At 43.1% G+C, this 23,650-nt stretch carries 22 protein-coding genes and 1 pseudogene; 5 read left to right on the top strand and 18 right to left on the bottom strand.

Annotated elements, in window-relative coordinates:
* Positions 1-50: 50 nt before the first annotated feature.
* The gene (locus HOP08_13620; GenBank protein ID NOT75960.1) at positions 51-965 is read right to left on the bottom strand and encodes a tetratricopeptide repeat protein; all 915 of its coding nucleotides are present in this window, start codon (positions 963-965) and stop codon (positions 51-53) included.
* A 145-nt stretch (positions 966-1,110) separates the two neighbouring features.
* Entirely contained in the window at positions 1,111-2,859 is a 1,749-nt protein-coding gene (aspS, locus tag HOP08_13625) for an aspartate--tRNA ligase (protein ID NOT75961.1), read from the bottom strand.
* 74 nt (positions 2,860-2,933) lie between these two features.
* On the opposite strand from aspS, the gene HOP08_13630 reads away from it, so the two are divergent.
* The 3 genes from HOP08_13630 to HOP08_13640 all read left to right on the top strand — a co-directional run bounded on the left by HOP08_13630 (position 2,934) and on the right by HOP08_13640 (position 4,397).
* Positions 2,934-3,485 (top strand): hypothetical protein, encoded by a 552-nt coding sequence (locus tag HOP08_13630; GenBank protein NOT75962.1) that lies wholly within the window; start codon positions 2,934-2,936, stop codon positions 3,483-3,485.
* 83 nt (positions 3,486-3,568) lie between these two features.
* The gene (locus tag HOP08_13635) at positions 3,569-4,015 is read left to right on the top strand and encodes a nucleoside deaminase (protein ID NOT75963.1); all 447 of its coding nucleotides are present in this window, start codon (positions 3,569-3,571) and stop codon (positions 4,013-4,015) included.
* A 19-nt stretch (positions 4,016-4,034) separates the two neighbouring features.
* Entirely contained in the window at positions 4,035-4,397 is a 363-nt protein-coding gene (locus HOP08_13640) for a DUF3127 domain-containing protein (GenBank protein NOT75964.1), read from the top strand.
* Between the two features lie 49 nt (positions 4,398-4,446).
* Here HOP08_13640 and HOP08_13645 read toward each other — a convergent pair whose 3' ends face one another.
* The 10 genes from HOP08_13645 to HOP08_13690 all read right to left on the bottom strand — a co-directional run bounded on the left by HOP08_13645 (position 4,447) and on the right by HOP08_13690 (position 14,564).
* Positions 4,447-4,668: a hypothetical protein gene (locus HOP08_13645; GenBank protein NOT75965.1), complete on the bottom strand. Its 222-nt coding sequence runs from the start codon at positions 4,666-4,668 to the stop codon at positions 4,447-4,449.
* Positions 4,669-4,813: 145 nt separating this feature from the next.
* Positions 4,814-5,482 (bottom strand): pyridoxamine 5'-phosphate oxidase family protein, encoded by a 669-nt coding sequence (locus HOP08_13650; GenBank protein ID NOT75966.1) that lies wholly within the window; start codon positions 5,480-5,482, stop codon positions 4,814-4,816.
* Position 5,483: 1 nt separating this feature from the next.
* Positions 5,484-5,897, bottom strand: a complete 414-nt coding sequence (locus HOP08_13655) for a GNAT family N-acetyltransferase (protein ID NOT75967.1) — start codon at positions 5,895-5,897, stop codon at positions 5,484-5,486.
* Between the two features lie 11 nt (positions 5,898-5,908).
* Positions 5,909-6,910, bottom strand: a complete 1,002-nt coding sequence (locus tag HOP08_13660) for a zinc-binding dehydrogenase (GenBank protein ID NOT75968.1) — start codon at positions 6,908-6,910, stop codon at positions 5,909-5,911.
* 17 nt (positions 6,911-6,927) lie between these two features.
* Entirely contained in the window at positions 6,928-7,992 is a 1,065-nt protein-coding gene (locus HOP08_13665; GenBank protein ID NOT75969.1) for a branched-chain amino acid aminotransferase, read from the bottom strand.
* 70 nt (positions 7,993-8,062) lie between these two features.
* Positions 8,063-8,683: an FMN-binding negative transcriptional regulator gene (locus HOP08_13670; protein NOT75970.1), complete on the bottom strand. Its 621-nt coding sequence runs from the start codon at positions 8,681-8,683 to the stop codon at positions 8,063-8,065.
* Entirely contained in the window at positions 8,670-9,176 is a 507-nt protein-coding gene (locus tag HOP08_13675; GenBank protein NOT75971.1) for a DinB family protein, read from the bottom strand. Before HOP08_13675 ends, HOP08_13670 begins: the two co-directional genes overlap by 14 nt.
* A 1-nt stretch (position 9,177) precedes the next feature.
* The gene (locus HOP08_13680) at positions 9,178-10,140 is read right to left on the bottom strand and encodes an EamA family transporter (protein NOT75972.1); all 963 of its coding nucleotides are present in this window, start codon (positions 10,138-10,140) and stop codon (positions 9,178-9,180) included.
* Between the two features lie 391 nt (positions 10,141-10,531).
* Positions 10,532-13,729 (bottom strand): peptidase S41, encoded by a 3,198-nt coding sequence (locus tag HOP08_13685; GenBank protein ID NOT75973.1) that lies wholly within the window; start codon positions 13,727-13,729, stop codon positions 10,532-10,534.
* Positions 13,730-13,817: 88 nt separating this feature from the next.
* The gene (locus HOP08_13690; GenBank protein ID NOT75974.1) at positions 13,818-14,564 is read right to left on the bottom strand and encodes a hypothetical protein; all 747 of its coding nucleotides are present in this window, start codon (positions 14,562-14,564) and stop codon (positions 13,818-13,820) included.
* A gap of 200 nt (positions 14,565-14,764) precedes the next feature.
* Between HOP08_13690 and HOP08_13695 the strand changes: the two genes are divergently transcribed.
* The gene (locus HOP08_13695; protein ID NOT75975.1) at positions 14,765-16,198 is read left to right on the top strand and encodes a PLP-dependent aminotransferase family protein; all 1,434 of its coding nucleotides are present in this window, start codon (positions 14,765-14,767) and stop codon (positions 16,196-16,198) included.
* A 131-nt stretch (positions 16,199-16,329) separates the two neighbouring features.
* A complete protein-coding gene (locus HOP08_13700; GenBank protein ID NOT75976.1) occupies positions 16,330-16,929 on the top strand; it encodes a superoxide dismutase in 600 nt (199 codons plus the stop codon).
* 73 nt (positions 16,930-17,002) lie between these two features.
* On the opposite strand, the gene HOP08_13705 is transcribed toward HOP08_13700, so the two are convergent.
* The 6 genes and pseudogenes from HOP08_13705 to HOP08_13730 form a co-directional block, all read right to left on the bottom strand.
* Positions 17,003-17,434, bottom strand: a complete 432-nt coding sequence (locus HOP08_13705; protein ID NOT75977.1) for an outer membrane beta-barrel protein — start codon at positions 17,432-17,434, stop codon at positions 17,003-17,005.
* Positions 17,435-17,491: 57 nt separating this feature from the next.
* The gene (gene uvrB / locus HOP08_13710; GenBank protein NOT75978.1) at positions 17,492-19,516 is read right to left on the bottom strand and encodes an excinuclease ABC subunit UvrB; all 2,025 of its coding nucleotides are present in this window, start codon (positions 19,514-19,516) and stop codon (positions 17,492-17,494) included.
* Between the two features lie 92 nt (positions 19,517-19,608).
* Positions 19,609-20,352 (bottom strand): annotated as a pseudogene (locus tag HOP08_13715) (shikimate dehydrogenase).
* A 9-nt stretch (positions 20,353-20,361) separates the two neighbouring features.
* Positions 20,362-21,240, bottom strand: coding sequence for a DUF368 domain-containing protein (locus HOP08_13720; GenBank protein ID NOT75979.1), 879 nt, complete (start codon positions 21,238-21,240; stop codon positions 20,362-20,364).
* Positions 21,241-21,342: 102 nt separating this feature from the next.
* Complete coding sequence (locus HOP08_13725) at positions 21,343-22,146, bottom strand: phosphosulfolactate synthase (protein ID NOT75980.1); 804 nt, start codon at positions 22,144-22,146, stop codon at positions 21,343-21,345.
* Complete coding sequence (locus HOP08_13730) at positions 22,143-23,555, bottom strand: tetratricopeptide repeat protein (protein NOT75981.1); 1,413 nt, start codon at positions 23,553-23,555, stop codon at positions 22,143-22,145. The genes HOP08_13725 and HOP08_13730 overlap by 4 nt, the downstream gene beginning before the upstream one ends.
* Positions 23,556-23,650 lie beyond the last annotated feature (95 nt).

Here is a 23,650-nt window from a genome sequence, read left to right on the forward strand (position 1 = left end):
CCAACTACCCGATCACTTCAATAATCCTTTTTTTAATTTTTCAATTAAGATTATTTACAGTCTTTCAAATACCCCGCGGCATTTTCATCGCCAAGGCCATCGGCTTTTATGAAATCGGCACAAGCACTTTTCTTATCACCCATCTTTTTTAAAGTAACCCCCCGATTGTAATAGGCGGAGGCATACAGTGAATCGATCGCGATAGCTTTATTATAATCTTCAATGGCTTCACTGGGTTTACCTGAATCATCCAGTGCATCACCTCTGAGCACATAGGTTGCAGGAAGTTGTGGATTCATTTCAATTGCTTTGGAATAATCAGCTACTGCTTTATCAAAATTCTCAACCATATAGTAAGCATCTCCACGATCCAGGAAGTAGATCATTTCCGTTGACTTTAACTCAATGGCTTTGGTGTATTCTAAGATCGAAAGTTCATAGTCCTTCAGATTATAAACAACATCTCCCAAGGCATAATGAGCTGAAGCATTCCCGTTATTGATTGTAATTGCTTTTTCTATATCTGTTTTAGCATTCACAAAGTCACCCATTGCCAGGAAGGTCTTACCACGCCCAACGAGCGCACTGTCATAGTCAGGCTTCATGTCAATCGCTTTTGTATAGTCTTTCATGGCCTCGTCAAATTTTTCCAATTGCCAGTAAACATCAGCGCGGTTGCAATAAATACCCGGATCCAGATCTTTATCAGAACTCATGGAAATTGCTTTGTTATAATCTGCCAGTGATCCTTCGAAATCATCTACATCAAACTTTGCATTACCGCGATTGATGTAGGCTAGCATATTCTTGTCATCCAGAAGAATGACGGAATCAAACTTTGCAATGGCTCCCTGAAAATCATGTGCGTTGAGCTTTGTAACAGCTTGTTTGTAAAGCTCATCCGCCTTGTTCGTGCAAGCTGCAAATGCAATTATCCCGATAAGGAAGAATGTGATTTTTTTCATGAATGATTCGTTTGGGTGGGTAAACGCCAGTTATTAAGGTTGACTAAAATATGAATAGGATAAGGCAATTCCTAGGAAGTGGAAATCTCAACAGAAATCCACTCCTCTAAATTCAGCCTCCTGATTGTCAGGAGAAAAATGCGATTTACTCTGCGATCCTGATACCCAATTCCTTCAACTGCTCTGCTGAAATTGTTGATGGTGTATCGATCATCGTGTCTCGCCCTGCATTATTCTTAGGGAATGCAATAAAATCACGAATGGAGTCCGCGCCACCAAACAAGGAGCACAAGCGGTCAAACCCAAAGGCAATTCCCCCGTGTGGAGGTGCTCCAAATTCAAACGCCTCCATCAGGAACCCGAACTGTTTCTTTGCTTCTTCTTCAGAGAATCCAAGATGTGTGAACATCATTTGCTGAGTAGGACGATCATGAATACGAATCGACCCTCCTCCAACTTCTGTTCCATTGATCACCATATCATAGGCATTGGCCCTGACTTTACCAGGATCTGTTTCCAGAAGGGAAATATCTTCGCGTTTCGGTGATGTAAAGGGATGATGCATCGCATGGAAACGATTGGTCTCCTCATTCCATTCAAGCAATGGAAAATCAATAACCCAAAGTGCCGAGAATTTATTTTTATCACGTAACCCCAATTGAGCTCCAATGAGCAAACGTAATTCGCCAAGAGCCTTTCTTGTCTTATCTCCTTCACCAGCCATTACCAGTATCAAATCTCCTGGTTGCGCATGGCAAGCTTCGGCCCACTTCTTTAATTCTTCTTCAGAGTAGAATTTGTCAGCAGATGATTTTAAACTGCCGTTGGCTTCGTAACGTACCCACACTAAACCTTTCGCTCCGATCTGAGGACGTTTTACATATTCTGTCAGCTCGTCAATTTGCTTACGGGTATATCCAGCACATCCGGTAGCAGCAATAGCCACTACGAGATCAGCCTGATCAAATACAGGAAAATCTTTTCCTTTCACCAATGAAGTCAATTCAGTGAACTTGATTTCAAAACGCGTATCCGGTTTATCGGATCCGTAAAACTTCATAGCATCAGCGTATGACATGTGCGGAACGGAAGGCATGTCAATTGCTTTCACCGTTTTGAAAAGATGACGGATCAGTCCTTCAAACGTAGTGAGGATATCTTCCTGTGTGATGAATGCCATCTCACAGTCGATCTGAGTAAACTCAGGCTGGCGATCAGCACGAAGATCTTCATCGCGAAAGCATTTTACGATTTGATAGTAGCGGTCGAATCCGGAAACCATCAACAGTTGTTTAAAAGTTTGAGGGGATTGCGGCAATGCATAGAACTCACCATTATGTACACGTGAAGGCACAACAAAATCACGAGCTCCTTCCGGAGTTGACTTGATTAAGACAGGCGTTTCTACTTCAATGAAATTCAAACTGTCAAGATAGATACGAGTTTGTTGCGCCATTTTATGACGAAGCTGCAGGCTTTCGCGAACCGGCGTTCTGCGTAAATCCAGATATCGATATTTCATACGAAGATCATCGCCTCCGTCTGTATTTTCTTCTATTGTAAACGGAGGTGTTTTTGACTCATTCAAAACTTCGATTTTTTCCACCTTTATTTCGATTCCACCGGTTGGAATTTTGTCATTTTTTGAAAGGCGCTCAGCCACCACTCCAGTGATTTTCACCACATATTCACGACCTAGCTTACGGGCATCCAGCAGCAATTGAGGATCAGTTTTTCCTTCCTCCAGAAAGAGCTGGGTGATACCATATCTGTCTCTTAGATCAATCCAGAGAAGGCTGCCCTTGTCCCGAAGGCGCTGTACCCAGCCCGTCAGGGTTACGGTCTTGTTGACGTCGTTGATTCGCAGTTCGCCGCAAGTATGTGTCCTAAGCATCTGAAAATGATTAATTTTGGGCGCGCAAGTTAATAAACGTTACCTGTTAATCGTTATAAATTCATCGCTGAATAATGATCAAAAACCTATTCCTTCTCGTCGTTTTGGCTCTTGTAACTTCTTTTGCGCCGGCCACCCTGATAAAAACCAAGGTTGCTGACGGCGTTTCTGTTTCCCTGCCAAAAACGATGTATCCAATGACCCCTGATGACATTGCGCAACGGTATCCGTCAGTCCGCGCGCCATTGGGAGCCTATACAGATCAGGAACGCATGGTTGATTTCAGTGTGAATATTTCTGCCACGAACTGGCCAGATGCCAATGTTGAAATGGCTCAGCAATTTTTTAAATCAGGACTTCATAATCTTTTTGATCGGATGGAGGTCATTAGTGAGGGTACTCAGCTTCTTCACAAAAAGGAGTTTATTTTTTTCGAATTCGAATCACGTGTCAGCGGAGATCGTAGAAAGCAAGGCCTGCAGGATCCAATCCTTAAATACACCTACATTCAGTATCTCGTTGAAAAAGATCGTACACTCGTTTTTACCTTCTCCTGTCCCAAAGATCTAAGGGAGGACTGGCAACCTATTGCGCAGGAAATAATGAAAAGCGTCCGTGTTAGATAAGGATTATCAGGTAAACATTCGCCAACCAATTTTTTCCTAATTCCAGAAATCAGAACTTCGTATTTCCGACCTAGCACTCAAACATGGAACTCTACACAGACGAACACTTTATGCGTGAGGCAATGAAGGAGGCAGTGAAGGCGTTTGAGGCAGGGGAAATTCCGGTTGGGGCAGTAGTAGTAAGTCAGAATAAAATTATTGCAAGGTCATACAATCAAACGGAGCAGTTGACCGATGTTACAGCTCATGCTGAAATGCTGGCTATCACAGCGGCATCAAACTACCTCGGGGCGAAGTATCTCACAGAGTGTACTTTGTATGTAACGTTGGAACCTTGTGTGATGTGTGCAGGAGCCTTGCGTTGGTCGCAGATTCAGAAACTGGTGTATGGGGCAGAAGATTTGCAAAGGGGTTTCAGTTTGCTGAAATCACCGGTTTTGCATCCCGGAACGGAAGTTTCGAAAGGGATAAAGGGTGCAGAAAGTAAAGAGTTGTTAGACAGGTTTTTTAAAAGGATCAGAGAAAAATAGTAACATTGCGCTTATGAGTATGGAATTAAAAGGAAAAGTTATCCAGATGCTGGCAGTTCAAACGGGCATGGGAAAAAAAGGACAATGGAAGAAACAGGAATTCATTGTTGAGACACAGGCACAGTATCCAAAGAAAGTATGTCTTTCTGCCTGGGGAGATAAAATAGATCAATTCAATTTGGCGGAGGGTGATATGGTTAATGTATCCGTTGATCTTGAAAGCCGTGAATACAATGGTCGCTGGTATACTGAGGCGCGCGCATGGAAACTTGAAAAGAATGGCGCGGGAGGTGGAAATGGAAAGAGCTCGTCCTCGTCTGATTCGATCGGAGACGAACCCTTCCAATCAAGTTCATCTTCAACAGATGACTTGCCTTTCTAATTAGAAATTAATGATTGCTTTTTGAAGTGATTGAAAGCTGAAGCCTTAACTAGGCTTTAGCTTTTTTAACACGTCCTTCTTCAACGCGTTTTCCGTTCTCGTGCTTTCCAAGAATGGTAACGTCTTTCGTTGTTTCGTATTGCTTAGCTGCCTGCATCATTGCCTGTTCGCTGTCGCGGATAATAATAGTACCTGATTTGGCGCCCTTATTGCGGATTTCAATATAGAATCCGTCTTTCTTCTTTTTTGGTAATACAGGAGGTCTTCCCATGAATTATAGTGATTAGTGATTATTGTAATTTCCAGTCAATTCAAAACCAATTTTTTAAGTAACTAGTTCAGCCTTCTGCGTTTTTGGCCGAATTTAGGGTTTGCGACGCGCAAAGATAGTGAATTTTCCCGCAGATTAATGCTGATTAACCAGGACGCTGGTCCATGTCATTGCCTAAATAGGCAGGTAGCTCAATTCCCTTCTTCAAGACTGGATCCGCTTCAGGAGTCAGCCTGATAGTCTTTAATGGAACTACACCAGCCCACACATTCATATCATAATCTTCATCATCGTCTTTTGGTGGACCCACGCGAACTTTGGCCGAAGCTTCCTGAATCTTAAAACCAATTACCATGGTTGCCTTCCACTCGTTGTCGGTTGGCTTTCGGACATCATTCCATCTTCCGGGACACACCTTTTCAGTAAAGACCTCCAGGACTTTATACAGAATCTCCTTTTGAGTTACCAATTCAGGCTCGCTGAAAATAACCACGGAACGGTAATTCACAGAATGATGAAAAGCAGAACGTGCCAGCACCAATCCATCAAGATGTGTAACACTGATGCATACCTTACTCTTTTTTGAGATGAGTTCACGCATGTAAAAACTTCCTACACTGCCATGAACGTAAAGCATGTCATCAATTCTGCAAAAGCCAGTTGGTATCTGAAAGGATTGCTCATCTTTTGAATAAGCTAACGTGCATACCAGAGCCTCATCAAGAATAGAGTAAACAACATCCTTGTCGTAAACGCCGCGCTTAGGCAAACGCGTGATCTCTGTTTTGTCGGTTATTGGGAATTGATCAGCCATATCAGTTTGCTTTTCTTTTGATAATAAAACATTCCTCAAAACGATTCATTCCAATCTTGGGATAGTAATTGACAGCGGCGGGTGCGGCCAGCAACATAAGCATCGTGTCTTCTACTCCCGACACTTCATGGGTGACCTCGATTAATTTTTTGCCAATACCCTGATGCTGGTAGGAAGCATCCACGGCCAGATCAGACAAATAACAGCAAAATGAAAAATCGCTCAATGCACGGGAAACACCAACCAATAAATCCTTGTCCCAGGCGGTGATAAGAATGTTTCCGAACTGCAGCATTTTTTTTATGCGCTCTGGGTTGCCTACTGGTCTTCTCTGGTCAAGCGTAGATCGTTTTAGTAAGTCCACAAATTGATCAGGTGTGATCTTGGCATCACTCCTGTATTCGATATTTTTCATACGGATAAAGACTATTGTGGGATATTCAAAACGATCTTTCCAAACTGTCCTCCATTCTCCATGCGCGCAAAAGCCTCATTAACATTTTGCAATGGGAACACCTCATCGATGACAGGAATAATCTTGCGCTTGTGGATCAGATCGAGCATGGAAAGAAACTCGTCTTCCGTTCCCATGCTGGTTCCAAAAATTGAAAGTTGCTTCCAGAAAAGAGTGCGGGGAGAGATAGAGGGAATATTTCCGGCTGTTCTTCCAAAGATTACAATTCTTCCTCCTGGCATGGCGAGATCGAGCAGACTTGGAAACTGCTCACCACCGGCACTGTCAATGATCACATCAAATCCTCCAACCTCCTTTGTGATCTTTTCAATCCAGCCTTTCTCCTTATAATTGAAACCGGCTGTCGCGCCAAGCTCAATACACTTCTTAATTTTTTCTTCGGAACCTGATGTAATAAATACTCTTGCCTGAAAGGCTACAGCAAATTTTACTGCCCAGAGTGCGGCTCCACCTCCGGCACCGGTAACCAATACTTTCTCACCAGGTCGAATCCTTGCTTTTGTAAACAGCGCCCGATAAGCAGTAAGTCCTGATAGCGGAACAGTTGCTGCCTGCTCAAAGGAAAGATGCTGTGGCTTTTCAACTACCAGTTTTCGCGACACGGCAACATACTGAGCAAATGTTCCTGCATCCGGAAATCCTAAAAACTTAAAAGCATCGGATTGTACTGCAGAATTTTTCCCCCAGTTGATGCTGGGATTGATAACTACCTCCTGTCCGATAATTTCTTCTTCAATATCTTCTCCAAGTGATTCAATTACTCCACTGCCATCGGAACCAAGGATGATTCCTGATGAAGAGGGATTGGCTTGCTCTTTCTGGATCCAGAGATCGCGGTGATTGAGAGCGGCTGCATGAAGCTTGATTAAAACCTGCCCCTTGCCAGGAGCAGGTTTCTTAACTTCTTCAATTAATAACGGTGAGTTCTTCTCTTTAAAGAGTGCGGCAATCATCGTTGTCAGTTACTTATTTAAATGATGTAATTCCAGTTGTGAGCATCAGGAGTATTTCCAAGTCGAACATCCGTCAGCTTTGCCTTCAATTTTTGCTGAATGCTGGAGGAACTTACAGCGGGAAGCTGATAGTCGGTACCATGGATATGGATAACGGCAATCGGTGCAACTACCGCAGCCGTTCCTGCACCAAAGGCTTCCGTAAGAGTCTTGTTTTTAAACCCTTCTTCAAGTTCGTCAATACTCACGCGGCGTTCTTCAACCGGCAACCCCATTTCACGGGCCATGGTCAGAAGTGAATCGCGGGTGATGCCATCCAGAATTGCAGAGCTAAGATTTGGGGTTACGATTTTCCCATTCATAACGAACATTACGTTCATCATTCCTACTTCATCAATGTACTTGTGTTCTTTATGATCCGTCCAGAGGATCTGGTCGAAGCCTTCATTCTTGGCTACTTGTGTTGGGTAGAATGCTCCTCCATAGTTACCAGCACACTTTGCGAAACCTGTGCCGCCATCTGCTGTGCGCGTAAAATGATCTTCAACCTTAAGTCTGAAGGGTTTGCTGTAATATGGTCCGACGGGACTGGTAAGTATTACGAATTTATATTTATCGGCAACCTTTACTCCCAGGCGTGATTCAGATGCGAATACTACCGGACGAATGTAAAGAGAAGAGCCTTCAAATGTCGGGATCCAGTCTTTATCAACTTCTATCAGAGCGTGGAGGCATTGGATGAACATATCAAATGTGATCCTGGGCATGCACATGCGATCCAGTGATTTGTTCATGCGATCAAGATGTTTATGCGGACGGAAGATATTGATGGTTCCATCCGGTCTTTTGAATGCCTTCATGCCTTCAAAAATCGATTGGCCATAATGAAGTGCCAGAATAGCAGGTGTCATCTTAAGCTCACCGAATGGAACAATAACAGGCTCGCTCCAGTTGCCAGCAGCCCAGTCAGAAATAAGCATGTGATCTGAAATATACTTTCCGAATTCGAGGTTATCGAAATCAGTTTCTTTCAGGCGTGAATGAGACGTTTTTTGTACCGGAATGGATGCTGTCAGTGTCATACAGTTGATTTTCTTAAGCTGTAAAGATATTTAAAAACTACTCGAGTTTTGGGGTGATTTTTACCTGCGGCTAGTGTTTTTCCACACTTCTGTTCTTCTTCATTTCCCGGGCAATCTCGCTTGATCCCGTGTCATTTCTTCGTTGCAACTCTGCTATGATCTGTTGATAATTTTTGTCGTCACGGTTCTGCGAAAGCTTATAAGAGGCTTCCATTTTTTCAATCTGTATCTCAAAAGCAACAATTGCTTTTATGTCTGCCTGTAAAAGTTTGGGAGTCATTTTTTCAACAGTTACCGGACAAGCAGAATCTTTCTCGTATTTATTAACCAGATCTTTCAATGATTGTAGCAATGCTTCATCTTCGATGATCCGGATCTTGCCGGTGACGTGGACTGCGATATAATTCCAGGTAGGAACGTTTTCGTGATCATACCAGGAAGAAGAAATATAAGCATGAGGTCCGCTGAAAACAGCCAGTACGTCAGAGGCTGTATCAAAATTTTTCCATTGAAAGTTTGCTCTTGCAACGTGTCCCGTAAGAGTCTTTCCATCTTCACTCAGGATCATGGGAATGTGCGTTGCCCATGGCTTCCCTTCCATTTGACTTATCAGGATGCCAAACCCGTTATCGCGGATGAACTGTTTTAATTCATCTGAATTCTCATTTCTGAAATTCTTAGGCGTGTACATGGTCAGAGATGGTTTCTGAGATCTTTAACAAATGATGATCGTCATGCTCAGCATCAAAGAATGCAAGATCAATAGCAGTCATTGGGACCTTTAATCTTGGATGGATGGAAGATTTTGCCAGTTCTGCTTCTGAAAGAGATTTGTACTTCGCAAGATTTTCCATTCTTGCTGTACGAAAATAATCAAGGACTTTTTCAATTGACCACAGATTGCAATCTTTTGGTTCAAATACAGCGGGAGATAAAACTTCCACCCCAGCCTTCATCTCATCCACTCTTCTGTTGTTGATCTGATCAACTTCCGCCAGATGGACGATGTGTTGCTTCACTGACCACTTATCATTGAACTTCTCAGAAAGAAACTTTTCGTTTTTTCCTTTCACCTTATGTTCAATGCGAATGATTGTTCCTTCCAGTCGTTCAAGGAAGAACGGCAACATATTTACCGGAAGTCCGAAGTCGAATTTGCGATCAAACCAGGGAAGTGTTTTCATATCAGTGAAAAGCTATTGCTTTAATAGAGCGCAGTATGGAACGGATTCCCTGAAAAGGTTTCTCTGAAGAGTTTTTCATCTGATATCCCTTGTTCACCAGATAGATTCCGGCTACAGTGATGAATATGGCAATACCAATTTTAGTATTCAGCTTTTCAGAAAGGATAAGCCATCCAAGAACAACCGCTACAATTGGATTGATGTATGCGTAAAGGGAGACCAATGTCATTGGAAGATTCTTGATCGCGTATGAATAGCAGGCATACGCCGCAACGGATCCGATCAATATCATGTAGATCAAAGAATAAACTACTTCTGCCGGCCATTGAATTGTGCGGTAATCATCAAACACAAGACTGAATGGAATGAGGAAGAGTCCGCCAAAGACCATTTGCAATCCTGCATTGAGGAATGGATTACTATTCCCATTATTTTTCTTGATCCAAACACTTCCGATCGCCCAGCATAAATTAGCCAGGAAGGTCATGAGAATTCCTACACGATAATTGGAGTCTGAAAATTCCGCGATGTGTTCACCGAAGATCAGGATGATGCCGGTAAGTCCGGTAAGAAGTCCAAGAATGATGAGCCAGTTAGGACGTTCTTCTTTGGTCGTGATGATATTGATCAGCACGATCCAGATCGGCATAACAGAACAAATAATAGCAGCGAGTCCGCTGGAAATATATTTTTCACTCCAGCCCACCACACTGATTCCAAGTGTGATCATAAGCAAACCGACGATTGCCTGATTGAAAATCACCTTTTTACTGGGTAATTGTGCCTTTCCAACGGTTAGCATAAACACTACCAGGATAGGACCGGCGCAAAGAAAGCGGATCATCGAGAAAAGAAATGCCGGAAACTGAGTAACACCGATGCGTAAAGCAAGGTACGTGGTACCCCAGATGATACATACAGCGGCCAGCGCCAGGTAAGCAATCAGGTTTTTGTTATTTTTCATTCTAATGTTCTGCTACTAGCAGGTTTCATAAAATACTATTAACCATTAACGCTAAGATTCCAACGATAATTCCGAATAGTAAAATCCATTTTCTTCTTGTCCTCATTTGTAATGAATTATACCTCAAAACTTCTCTTTAAAACGGAGAAAAAACAGTTTCAGTTTTAGGTATTTTGACCAGATCAGTTGAAAGTCACTAACTCAAAGGTTTGTTGAGTTGAAGGTGTCAGTAAATTTTTTGTAAGAAGATTGAAAAGTGGTTGTGCATCGAATCGAACAATGCGACATAGCGGTTTTGACCAGTTTAAACTACCCAGGTAGATAGGTGGGACTCGAACCCAATCAGCTATGGTTTTGCCATTAAACTAACAACCCTGCATCATCTCACTGCTTATTTCTTCTTGTTAGAATCAATATCCCCCAGCAACTCTTTCACAGCGGTGTCTAATTGAGTATCGACTTTATTTCCACTTTCTCCCAATGCTCTGCTCACTTTGATATCGGGCTGTCGTGGCGCCAGTTCCATATTCTTACCCTCATGATCTGTGATCCGTATAAAAGGCAGTCGTAAATTGGAGCCGTCTATTAATTGTGTTCCTGATGTATAAATAATCCATCCTCCTGTAGGTTCACCTACAACCTTACCCAACTGAAGAGTCTTGTATCCTTCTGTGAAATCTTCTGCATCGGATAACGAATGCTGATTGATAAGCAGGATCGTTGGCAGCTCCAGTGAGCGTTGTCCCAATTGTGTCCTTGCTGGCGCTGAAGGCAAACCTCTGATAGTCATCGTCATGTATGCCTTTCGTGAAAATACATCCAGTGCATAAGCATTTACAAATCCTCCATTGTTGTTTCTAACGTCCACCACCACACCTTCACGTGCGTGATTCTCCGCATCCAGATCAAAATACAATTGATTCAATGATTCTGATGACATATCGAACATGTGAACATAACCCAACCGGCCATTGCTTTTCTTGTGCACATAGTCTCTCTGTTGAGCTACCCACTCTTTGTAGAGCAATCCTTTTTCAGTGGCCATATTAACAGGCTTCAGATCAACACTTCTGGCTTCTTTGACTGAAGTTGTCGGACTTATTTTAAGAGTAACTCGTTTGCCAATCTTATTTAATAGCAACTTATCATAGTTGACAGATGACGTAATCAGCGTATCGTCTACAGCAACTACATATTCTCCCAGCTTTATATTTCCGGACACGGCAGCCGGACTTAATGGAATGATTGATTTTATCTTTAGCTGACCTTTTTCAACGGCGCTGGATTCAAATCTTAATCCAATCCTTCCTGCTGCTGTAATGGCTGATCCGTTGGGTGCACTCACTCCAGAGTGAGATGCGTTTAGTTCACCTAACAGAAGACCGATAATTCTTCGCAGCTCATCAGGACTTCCTGCTCCATTCGCATAGGGTGCATATTTCTTTCCCGCTGCATTCCAGTCTCTGCCATGGTAGGCAGTATCATAAAAATTATCACGCTGGATTTCCCATGCCTGCTGGTACATCGCCGACTTTTGAGTGAGAAAATTAGTCTCGACTTCTGCCGTGATGTCTACACCCTTCGCCTGACGACTTTCAATGTTTATTTTTTGTATGCGACCCTGTTCTAAATAGAATACATCTTTATCATCGCTGCTGAACACAGGACTATTCTTTCCGCCAGGAGTGCTGGTAAGTTGTTTGGCAACCGGCGCTTCTTTTGCAGAGGGATCTAATGACCACGTGTAAAGATTTTCCTGACCTGCCACAGCCGCTGCAACAAGAAGGGTTTTCCCATCATTGCTGAGCGTTATGGAATTTGCATCCAGTCCGATTGGCAAAAAGCTGATCCGCTGTTGAATTCCTTCCCAAACGATCGTAACTGATTTTTTATCCTTAGGCTTTTCAGCAATTGCATCGTCTGTTTTTTTGACTGAAGGCTTTGCTTCCGGAGTGACTTTCGGTTCAACTACAGGATCACTAAACAGATTTTGGAAGCGCTCCTCAGCAAACAATGGAGTTTGAGGAACAAGGTCTATGCGTGCTACCTGTCCGCTTTCTGTTCTCTGACGGGATAGATAGAGGAGATACTTTCCCTCTTTAGCCCAGATCAGATTTCCTCCGAATGAGTTTGAAAGGAAGGATACTGGTCTCACTTCTCCACCTTGTGCTGAGACAATGGATATGTTCCTGAAAGATTTGACACCAGAGGAAGCAAAGGCAATCCATTTATTATCAGGTGACCATACAACTGAATTGGAAGCAACTGCTCCGCGATTGAAGTAAGCCGTGGCTAAACGCTTATCAGTACCTGAAGCGATGTCCATAACATGTAGTTCTTTTCCATCACGGATGTAGGCTAATGACTTTCCATCAGGAGATACAAATGGGAATTCATTGTGATAAGCGCTATTAGTAAGTTGCTTGACTGATCTCGAATCAAAAGAATACGAAAATAACTGACGCTTGCTGGAAGTAGATGCCGAGTAAATGATCGACTTGCTGTCACCGGTCCACGTGATATCATCTTCCGGTTGAAGACTGCTGGTAACACGAACCGCATCACCTCCATCTTTTGCTGAGACAGCAAATACTTCGCCCTTTACAATGAAGGCAATCTTCTTTCCATCGGGTGACAGGGCAAATTCATTGAATTGGTTGGTAAGCTTTGAAACAATGGATAGTGGAGCAGATGCAGATCCTTTTTTAATGATAGTGACAGGTTCAGCTTTGGTAGAAGCAATATCATATTTCCAGATAGTCAGGTCACGTTCAAAGAGAATTGTCTTTCCATCATAGCTCATGGATGGCCAGAGAACTCTTCCATTTGTAAACGTGGTAAGTTTTTTTGCTGCACCATTCAATGGCTGCGACCAGAGATTTTCAATTCCATCCCGATCGGAAGTGTAGAAAATTGAAGAATTGTCTTTGCTCCACATCGGCCAGAGACTTTTTGCTCCGCGATCGGTAACTTTTGAAAGTTCACCGTTATTTTTTCTGATCCAGATCTCTGATTCATCAAGATGACTATGTCCTCTTCTCCACCATTGACGTGATGCTACACCACGGGCATTAAAGGCAATGGCATTGCCGTCACCTGATGGATTTGCAAAAAATTCATTTGTATAAGGTTCATCGAGAAGTAACACAGGTGTTCCTCCAAGGATTGAAACTTTGAAGACATCTCCCATTCCTGATATTTCCTTTCCGGTTGTGGAGAAGAATATCCAACCTGAATCGGGTGTCCAGGCGCTTACTTCGTCGAGGCCGTCATCAAAGGTCAGGCGTTTAAGTTCGCCGTTATCAAGCCTGATAATATAAACGTCACCGTTTCCGGAGCGCTGACTTGTAAAGGCAATGTATTTTCCATCAGGAGAATAAAGAGGCCGTGATTCAAAACTTTCACTGACTACCAGTAATCGTGCTTCTCCACCTTTTGAGGATACCGTCCAGATGTCCCCACCCGAAACAAAAGCAATCTCATCACCGGAGGGTGAAAGCGCAGGCTCAGTAAAAGAGGGGAGAGATGTTTGTCCTGATAGATTAATGAAAGCAATAGCAAGAAGTACGGTGGAGACGAGATTTTTCATAGGGATAATGATTGATTTTAAAGATAATCAATCGCCTGAAAAATCCAGATAGGAAATGATGAGCGGCGTTATCGCTTCCCAAATGAGATTAGTCCAAAACCAATCCCACGGTAACGATTATTCCGTTCTTTTTTGGATAGTCCTCAATATCATTGGAATAGGGCATCAGCAATCCTGTTACTCCTGCATTCATCATCAGTGCAGGTGAAAGCCTGACTCTGCTATAAAACAGGCTGCTTCCGAAAGTCATATATTCTGCAGAATCAAAAACCTTATTATTATGCCAGGCCATCAGCCCCATGTCAATGTGATTTTTTGAATAGAGTATCCGGAACCGGTTCACCCAATCCTTATACTCCTGTTCCATGACTAAATTTCCAAATAATGTACTATGCTCAATCGTAAAGCTTTTAGAGATTTTATAGCCTGTTGTTAATATCAGTGTGACATCTGAACCTTTATCAGCCATTGAGTGACATTGCTCAAGGATAAAGCCTGCACTGGGGGTGATCGTTAGTTTCCTGCCGAGATGAAAATTTTTGTTAATCACCGCAAGCATAAAGTTGATTTGCGTTGGCTCGTTGTGAAGATCCATTGCCTTAAACACCTGAAGACCCCACGTTTTACGGTCATAGGTGAAATTGAAATCAAGTGTTGGATTGTCTGAAACAATTCTTCCGCCATAGGAAAACTGCCCCATTGAATGTAATCGCGTTGAAAGTTTTAAGTTCGATGTATTCTCCTTTTTTGTTTTTTGAATTGAATCCAATGGATCAATGTTTGCCCATACGGTCACAGGAAAAAGTAACAGGAGAAAAATTACCAGAGCTCTCATATTGATTTCGCTTTAATATTTACACAAAGCTTCGCCATCGGAGCCGTTTGCTCAACCCGCTTCTGTGAAACTCTTATTTAAAATATTGGTGCAAATTTTTCTTTTTATACCTTTACAAAACAGTTTCAGTTTTGTGTATTTTGACCAGATCAGTTTTTCCATAGATCACTCATTGTAATTCGAATTTTATAAACTTATTTATGAAGACTGCGCAACTAACAACCGATCATCTTTATCAGGAGGTAGCGGAACGTATTGAAAGATTGATTGAGCGTAAAGCATTAAAAGTAGGAGATAAGCTGTTGTCTGTCCGTACTCTCAGTAAGGAGCAAGGAATAAGTCTCAGCACTGCATTTCAGGCGTACTATCATCTTGAAAGCAAAGGACTTGTTGAAGCCCGGCCTCAATCAGGCTACTATGTGAAATTCACACCGGGTAACATGCTCAAGGTTCCTACTACGTGCGATCCATCAGAAGAGGCGCTGCCCGTTACCATTGATGAAATGATCAGCAGCGTGTATCACGACCTTCGTTCCGACAAGCTGATTAATTTTTCACTAGGTGCTCCTTCTGTTGAATTGTTGCCAGCAGCAAAACTGAACAAGGCTGTAACTCACGCACTCCGAACCTCTCAGGATAGCTGTCTTAACTATGAGCACATCCAGGGGAATGTTGAATTGCGTAAGCAGATAGCACGACAATCATTTAACTGGGGAGGAACGTTGGGTGAAGATGATATAGTTGTAACGGCAGGCTGCATGGAAGCTTTGTCTCTAAGCCTGAAAGCCGTTACCAAACCGGGCGATGCGGTGGCCATTGAAAGCCCTACCTACTTTGCAATATTTCAGGTGATGGAAAGTCTTGGTTTGAAAGTAGTAGAGATACCAACCGATCCTGAAACCGGTGTTGATCTTGACCGCCTTGAAAGTGCGATGGCGAAATTCAACATAAGAGCGTGTCTGTTTGTGCCCAATTTCAATAACCCAATGGGCAGTTGTCTTTCAGATGAAAAGAAAAAGAAGCTGGTGGACCTTGTCACGAAAAACAATATTCCTTTGATCGAGGATGACATCTATGGTGAATTGTTCTTTGGGAAAGTTCGTCCCCGCACATGCAAGTCATTTGACAAGAAGGGAATGGTCATTCAATGCGGATCATTCTCCAAGTCACTGGCGCCAGGATATAGAATTGGATGGGTGGTACCAGGCAAGTTCAAAGACAGTGTTGTGCGGTTGAAGAGAATGAATAATGTCTCAACCAACACACTGGCTCAGGCTGCCATTGCAAATTTTCTTGCCAACGGCAGATATGAACTCCATCTACGTCATTTAAGAAAAGCACTGCATACTCAATGTCTTCGTTACATTCAGGCGGTGACGGAGTATTTTCCTGAGAGTACCCGGATCACTCGTCCGCAAGGAGGGTTTGCATTGTGGCTTGAGCTTGATAAAAGAATTGACTCCTATAAGCTTCACAAGCGGGCACTGAAGGCGGGTATTGGAATCGCGCCGGGTCAGATCTTTTCATCTCAGGGACAATTCAAAAATTGCTTCCGTATTTCCTTTGGATTGCCGTGGTCTGATAAAGTTGAACAGGGTATTAAGACATTGGGTGAATTAGTGAGAAAATATTGATCGAAACGTACTTTGAAGTACTTAATGGCACATTTTTTTCAGCAGAATATTGAATCTGAATAAACTTTTGCCGCACGATCAGGGTTGTTATATTTGATTGAGATTTTGAATTAAACAAAAAGAATAAAATTATGGCCTTTACACTTCCAGCTCTTCCTTATGCAGCGAATGCTTTGGAACCTCATATTGACGCTCGTACGATGGAAATCCATCATGGCAAACATCACAATGCTTATGTTACAAATCTTAACACCGCTCTTGCCGGTAAGCCGGAAGAAAATCTGAGCATCGAAGAGATTTGCAAGAATATTTCAAAGTACCCGGCACCTGTTCGTAATAACGGAGGCGGTCATTATAATCACAGTCTGTTCTGGACGATCATGGGACCGAATTCTGGTGGCGCACCAACAGGCGCTTTGGCAGATGCAATCAATGCTGCGTTTGGAACTTTCGATGAGTTCAAGACAAAATTCAACGCTGCAGCAACCGGACGATTTGGTTCAGGTTGGGCATGGCTTATTAAAGATGCTTCCGGCAAGCTGGCCATCACTTCAACACCTAACCAGGATAATCCTTTGATGGATGTTGCTGAAGTGAAGGGAACTCCTCTTTTAGGATTGGATGTCTGGGAGCATGCTTATTATCTCAACTATCAAAACCGTCGCCCGGATTATTGTGCAGCTTTCTGGAATGTTGTCAACTGGAGCGAAGTAGCAAAGAGATTTGCTTAATCAGCATTTTCATAAAAAATAAAAAAGGGCATTCGTGCCCTTTTTTATTGAAGTTTAATTGACTCCTGAATTCCTACCTCCGGATAACGTAACTCAGTCCGCCCCTCAGAGCAAACCTCTGACTGTCGAAGAAGAAATCTCCCAACGCTTCAAACCTCCAGTTCTTTCCAATGGGTTTGGAATACCCAGCACCAAAAGAGGCGTCGTTTGCTCCAATCAATCCGCGAAAGCGAAGAAAAATATTATCGTTGGCATACCAGCGCACACCCATAACGAACGAATTTCTTTGTCGTGTCCAGATTTCGAGACCGGCACCAATGGCAAAGCGTCTTTGAATAAAATAGTTTGCTTCGAAGCCAATCTGAGCCTTATCAAAGACTTTGACATTATCAGTCTTGACGACATCCAGTCCGCCGCCAATGAGGATATCATTGGTGGCCTGAGCATTGGCATAAAAAGAGATCGCAGTTAAACAAAAGAACAGAGCAATTAAAAAGTTTTTCATTATTGAATTTATAGTTTAAAAAATTATTTACGATCGACAAATTAATCTATTGCTGAATCATTTCTTATCCTCCAGCATTTTCTGCAAAGCTAAAAACTCGTCTCTTAATCTGGCAGCGTCCATAAATTCGAGTTCCTTCGCTGCCTTTTCCATTGCCTTCCTGGTCTGATCCACCATTTTGGTTAGCTCCTCCTTGCTGAGGTAAGCCATTACAGGATCTGCCGCAAGAGAGGTCTCTTCATTTTCAACATAGTATTTCTTGAAAGACTTCTTGGAGTCAGCCACTTTCGTTTGCCCAAGAATTGAATCTTTGGAACGGATGATGGTCTGAGGCGTGATCCCGTTCGCAATATTATATTCCGTCTGGATCTTTCTTCTGCGATCTGTTTCATCGATGGCCATCTGCATGGATTCCGTGATCTTGTCAGCATACATGATGACACGACCATTGACATTTCTTGCAGCGCGGCCTATCGTCTGAACCAGTGATCTCTCATTTCGCAAGAAGCCTTCCTTGTCGGCATCCAGAATAGCCACCAGGGAAACCTCAGGAAGATCCAGTCCTTCGCGCAAAAGATTGACACCCACCAGCACATCAAATACTCCTAAACGCAATTCTCTTAAGATCTCAACCCGGTCAAGAGTCGCAACTTCTGAATGGATGTACCGACATTTTACAGATGCTCTTTCTAAAAACTTAGTAAGCTCCTCTGCCATTCTTTTGGTCAACGTCGTCACCAGAACACGTTCTCTTCTCTTCACCCTCTCATCAATTTCTTCCAGAAGATCGTCGATCTGTGTCTTGCTGGGGCGAACATCTATCTGCGGATCCAGCAATCCCGTCGGGCGAATGATCTGCTCAACAACAACACCTTCTGATTTCCTTAATTCATATTCACTGGGCGTTGCGCTTACGTACACGACCTGATTCATCAATGTTTCAAATTCATTGAAAGTCAATGGGCGATTGTCAAGCGCTGATGGCAACCGAAATCCAAAATCAACCAGATTTGCTTTGCGCGAACGGTCTCCACCCCACATCGCGCGAACCTGAGGAACGCTTACGTGACTTTCGTCAATGACCATTAAATAGTCGTCCGGGAAGTAGTCAATCAGACAGAAGGGTCTGTCGCCAGGCTTTCTTCTATCAAAGTATCGCGAGTAATTTTCAATGCCGCTGCAATAGCCCAGCTCACGCATCATTTCCAGATCAAACTCGGTTCGTTCTTTTAATCGTTTGGCTTCCAGGTGACGTTTATCTGATTCAAACAATTCAACCTGCAGCATCATATCATCCTGAATCTCACGGATCGCCTGATGTAAGGAGTCCTTTCCTGTAACGAAAAGGTTGGCAGGGAATATGGTCACCACACTTTCATTGGAGATCTTTCTTCCCGTCACTGGATCGATCCTCTGAATAGATTCAATCTCGTCTCCCAGGAAATAGATCCGGATAGCATAATCGGCATACGCAAGAAATACATCTACCGTATCGCCCTTCACTCTGAAATTACTTCTCTTGAATTCGACTTCTGAGCGACTGTAAAGAATATCCACCAGGCCAAACAGCAGCTTGTTCCGTGAGATCATCTCGCCGACCTTAAGCTGTATTCTGTTCTTCCCAAACTCAACCGGATTTCCGATACCGTAAATACATGAAACGGATGCCACTACGATCACATCTCTTCTGCCCGTGAGCAGAGCCGAGGTAGCACTCAATCTGAGCTTCTCAATTTCTTCATTGATGGAAAGATCTTTTTCAATGTAAAGATTGGAAGAAGGAATGAACGCTTCCGGCTGGTAATAATCGTAATAGGAGATAAAGAACTCGACAGCATTTTCGGGGAAGAACTGTTTGAACTCCCCAAATAGCTGAGCTGCAAGAGTTTTATTGTGACTTAATACAAGGGTAGGTCTGTTCGTGTTGGCAATTACGTTGGCGACTGTAAAAGTCTTCCCGGAGCCGGTAACACCTAACAGCGTCTGGTGTGCTTCTCCTTCTTCAATGCCCGTAACTAATTTCTTGATTGCCGCCGGCTGATCTCCGGTCGGTACGTATTCGCTCGTCAGTTTGAAATCCATTCTGCAATTTAGCGAAGGAGCCTGACACCTCCTTTATACTGTCAGACACCTGATGATTTTTTAACAAATCCAGGTGTCTGACAGCTATTGGATTAGTTGTTCCAGATCGCCCAGCTTTTCTCAGCCTGTATATGCAGCATTTCAAGACCGTTCTTGATCGTTGCCCCACGCATTTCAGCTTTCTGTAAAAACTTGGTACGGGCCGGATTGTAGATCAGATCGTAAACGAAATGATTGGAGGTTACTTGTTCAAAATCAATAGGAGGCGTTGCATTCGTATCCGGTGTCATGCCAAGAGGAGTCGTATTGATGATAAGATGTGAATCTCCGATGATGCTTGGGTCCTTTTCAAGGTCTTCGTATGTATAATCACCCTAAGCTTTGTCTCTGGAGACAAGTTTGAAGTCTATAGGAATTCTTTTCAGAGCCGCCTGAACTGCTTTTGACGATCCGCCGGTTCCGAGGATCAATGCACGTGATCCGTCAATGTTGGGAAACCATTTTTCAAGAGATTCGAGGAATGCATCGCAGTCGGTGTTATATCCTTTCAGCTTGCCATCCGATATCTTTATAACATTCACCGCTCCGATGGTCTTTGCGAAAGGGTCGATATCGCTGAGGAATTTTAAAACCTGCTCTTTGTAAGGGATGGTTACGTTAAGGCCTGCCAGTTCCGGATTTTCTTTCAGGAGGGTCTTTAGCTCGTCAACGTTCTTAAGAGTATAAAGGTCATAGTGATAATCACGCAGTCCGTCATGAAAAAACTTCTCATCGAAATATGCTTTCGAGAATGAATGAGAGACAGTAGCGCCGATTAAGCCAAATTTTTTTTCCATGAAGTTTTTTTAGTTTTTTGATTTGAGATAAGTAGCTGTTTTTTCAATTGCTACTACAAGAAATACACCAAGCGCTGCGAAGAGAATGGCATGAAACAAATGCGGATCGCCTTCAAACTGACCTGGCCATACACTTTTGTCAAAGGCAGGTACCTGTACGCCGTTGTGGTCAAGACGGAAACCGATCACATTTTTCCACGGCCACACTTTGTTAAGAGAGCCGATCATAAAGCCCGCCAGCACGGCAAGTGTTGGGAAGCGGTAATTCTTTAATACCCAGCTGAGAACATGTGAGAACCCTACCAGTCCGATAAAGCATCCCAATACGAATACGATGATCACGGGAAAATTCAATGTGATGAGTGCGGTGATGATGTACTCATACTTTCCGATGAGCAAGAGGATGAAGGCACCTGAGATCCCGGGTAATATCATTGCGCAGATAGCAAGTGCTCCACAAAAGAAAATGAAGAACAGATTATTTGGAGTCTCAGTAGGGGAGAGCACAGTGATCGCATACGCTACCACGATCCCGATGATGAAAGAGAGTACGGTGACAAAATTCCATTTCTTAATATCCCTGAGAATAAGTGGCGATGAGACGAGGATCAATCCAAAGAAAAAGGACCAGATAGAAATAGGATGATTTGCCAGCAGGTACGTCATCAGGTTGGCAAGGGAAAATATGCTGGTAACAATCCCTGCCAGTACGCAGATCAGAAAGTTGCCATTGATTTTTTTCCAGAAGGCCGCAAATTGAAAAGAAAGCAGAAGACGAACAGCAGTGATGTCAATCGCTTTGATAGATTCGATAAGTTCGTCGTAGATGCCGGTGATGAATGCTATAGTTCCTCCGGAAACTCCTGGTATTACATCTGCGGCTCCCATGCTTATGCCTTTGAAATACAGCAGCAGATAATCTTTCAGTGTTCTCACTTCTATTTATTTAAACCAGTAAAAAAATCGATTCGGTCTGTTTGCAGGGCAGCCTTAATCGATGTGAAAGGGAGGAGCGTTGTTATCTTTTTTACGTTCTAAACCCAGAAAATGAAGGAAGGTATCTCCACGAAGTCCAAGTCGGATGGTCTCTAACGGAATCACTTCTTCCGGTGCAATGTTACCAAGATTTACGTTGGCGCCTAAAAGCTTGATAAACCACACCTGCTGCGCTTTTTGCGGCGCTTCCCAGATAATTTTTTCAAAAGGGATCTTGGTTAAGATCTCCTGTACAAGACCTGACCGTACTTCACCAGAAGAACGGAATAGTCCTACGTTACCACCTTCACGTGCTTCGCCGATCACTTTCCATGCTCCGGCTTCAAGCTCCTTCTGCATTAAGTCGATCCACTGATAAGGTGGGATGATCTTATCAGCATCCTTGGAACCTACTTCAGAAAGTACAGTGACCTGTGGTGTTAGCTTGCGTATGTAATCACATTTCTTGTCATGATCCAGATCAATCGATCCGTCTGACACTTCTGCGAATTGCAGATCATATTTATCAAGAAGCTTGCGATAATCATCAAATTGATTGCGGATGATAAAAGCCTCGAACAAAGTGCCTCCAAAATAACATGGAAGGCCTGCGTCTTTATAAACCTTTATTTTCTCTTTAAGATGTGGCGTTACGTAAGAAGTTGCCCATCCAAGTTTTACGATATCAATATGTTCAGAGCAGTTGCTTACAAAATCTTCCGTCTCCCTCAGGCTTAGGCCTTTGTCCATGGCCATAGTATATCCTATTTGCCTGGGCTTGGTGGTACGCTCAGGGAGATTATTCAACGTGTAGTTCATGAGGGATTGTCTTTTCTAAATTGGTCGATGATCTTGTATAACGCCTTTTGGGTTTCAGGCTTTTGAAAGAAGTCAAACAGGACGGTGTGTCCTTCAAAGTTTAGTATTAAACCATTCTCTAAATAGTTGAAGGCATCTTTGAACTTGCCGGCTTCTATCAGATAAACCGCGATGCGGTAAAAAAATTCAGGGTCGTCAGGAATCTCAGCCATCCCCTGAAGGATAACCTCAACAGCCTTTTCATATTCACCACGGTCATAATAAATAAATGACCAGTTCAGCCAGATCTCCTTGTCTTCAGGTCCTAAATGGCTGGCCTCTTCATATGCGCTGATGCTTGAGATGGTATTGCCGATCTTAAACTCAGCATGTGCAGCTGCTTTCCAGTAGTCAGCGTTCTGTGAATTAAGCTTTACTGCCTTATTAAAGAAGTGAAGAGCCTGATACCATTTCTCCTGTTTCTCCAGGCAGCTTCCGGCACCGAACCATGCTTCATCATACATTGAATCAAGCTTGGTCGACTTCTGGAAGAACTTTAATCCCAGATCATATTGTTCAAGACCTTCATGTGCAGCGCCCATGCAGCAATAAACTTCAGGGCTCGGTCCTTCAATGTCAATGGTCTTTCTGAATGCGTCAAGAGCTTTTTCAAACTCCTGCTTGTTCATAAAGGAGTTGCCCATGTTAAACCATGCTGAAGCAAAGTTCTCATCAAGGGCAATCGCATATTCATAAGCTTCGATCGCTTCTTCGTAACGTTCAAGCTTGTTGCAAACAATTCCAAGATTGTACCACGCTGGTCCTGAGAAAGGATCTTCGTCAATGAATTTCTTATAGTATGATAAGCTGTTCTCAAGCTGACCTACAACATCAAGGCAGTAAGCAAGTTCGTACAGCGAACCTTCGTGATTGAGATTCTCTTCAATCGATTTTTTATAGCATTCGATCGCCTGATCAAACTCTTCTTTGCTTTGATAAGCCAGGCCCAGGCTGTAGTAGATCTCATCACGATCATCTTCAGTCATTTCAAGCGCTTGTTCGTATAGTTCAATTGCTTTTTCATGAAGGCCCTGAAGAGAGAATATCGAGCCCATGGAAAGGAGTATATCCAGATCCGTTGGGTGGAGATTGAGTGCCTGTTCCAGAAGCTCCAGAGCTTCTTCGTAACGCTGAAGATTGGAAAGGATCTGAGCCTTTACAGCAATGAGTTCTGTTGAAAAAGGATATTGTTCCATGGCCATGGTAACGGCCACAAGAGCTTTTTTATGTTTTCCGCGATCGAGGTAGTGGTAAATGATTGTCTCGTATGCTTCGAGATCGAAAAAGCCGCTGGATTTCCTTTTGAGAATATCTTCAAAACTTCTGATCAACTCCTCCTCTTCCTCCCGTTTTCTGAATTCCTGCGCCATTCTCTAAAAGGGTTTGACCAAAATACAAAACTGGTCACGAATATTAAAAAAATGGGTCTCTAATAATTTTAGGCCCTTATTTGGCTCAAAAGTCT

This window comes from Cyclobacteriaceae bacterium, from assembly GCA_013141055.1.
Classification (GTDB): domain Bacteria; phylum Bacteroidota; class Bacteroidia; order Cytophagales; family Cyclobacteriaceae; genus ELB16-189.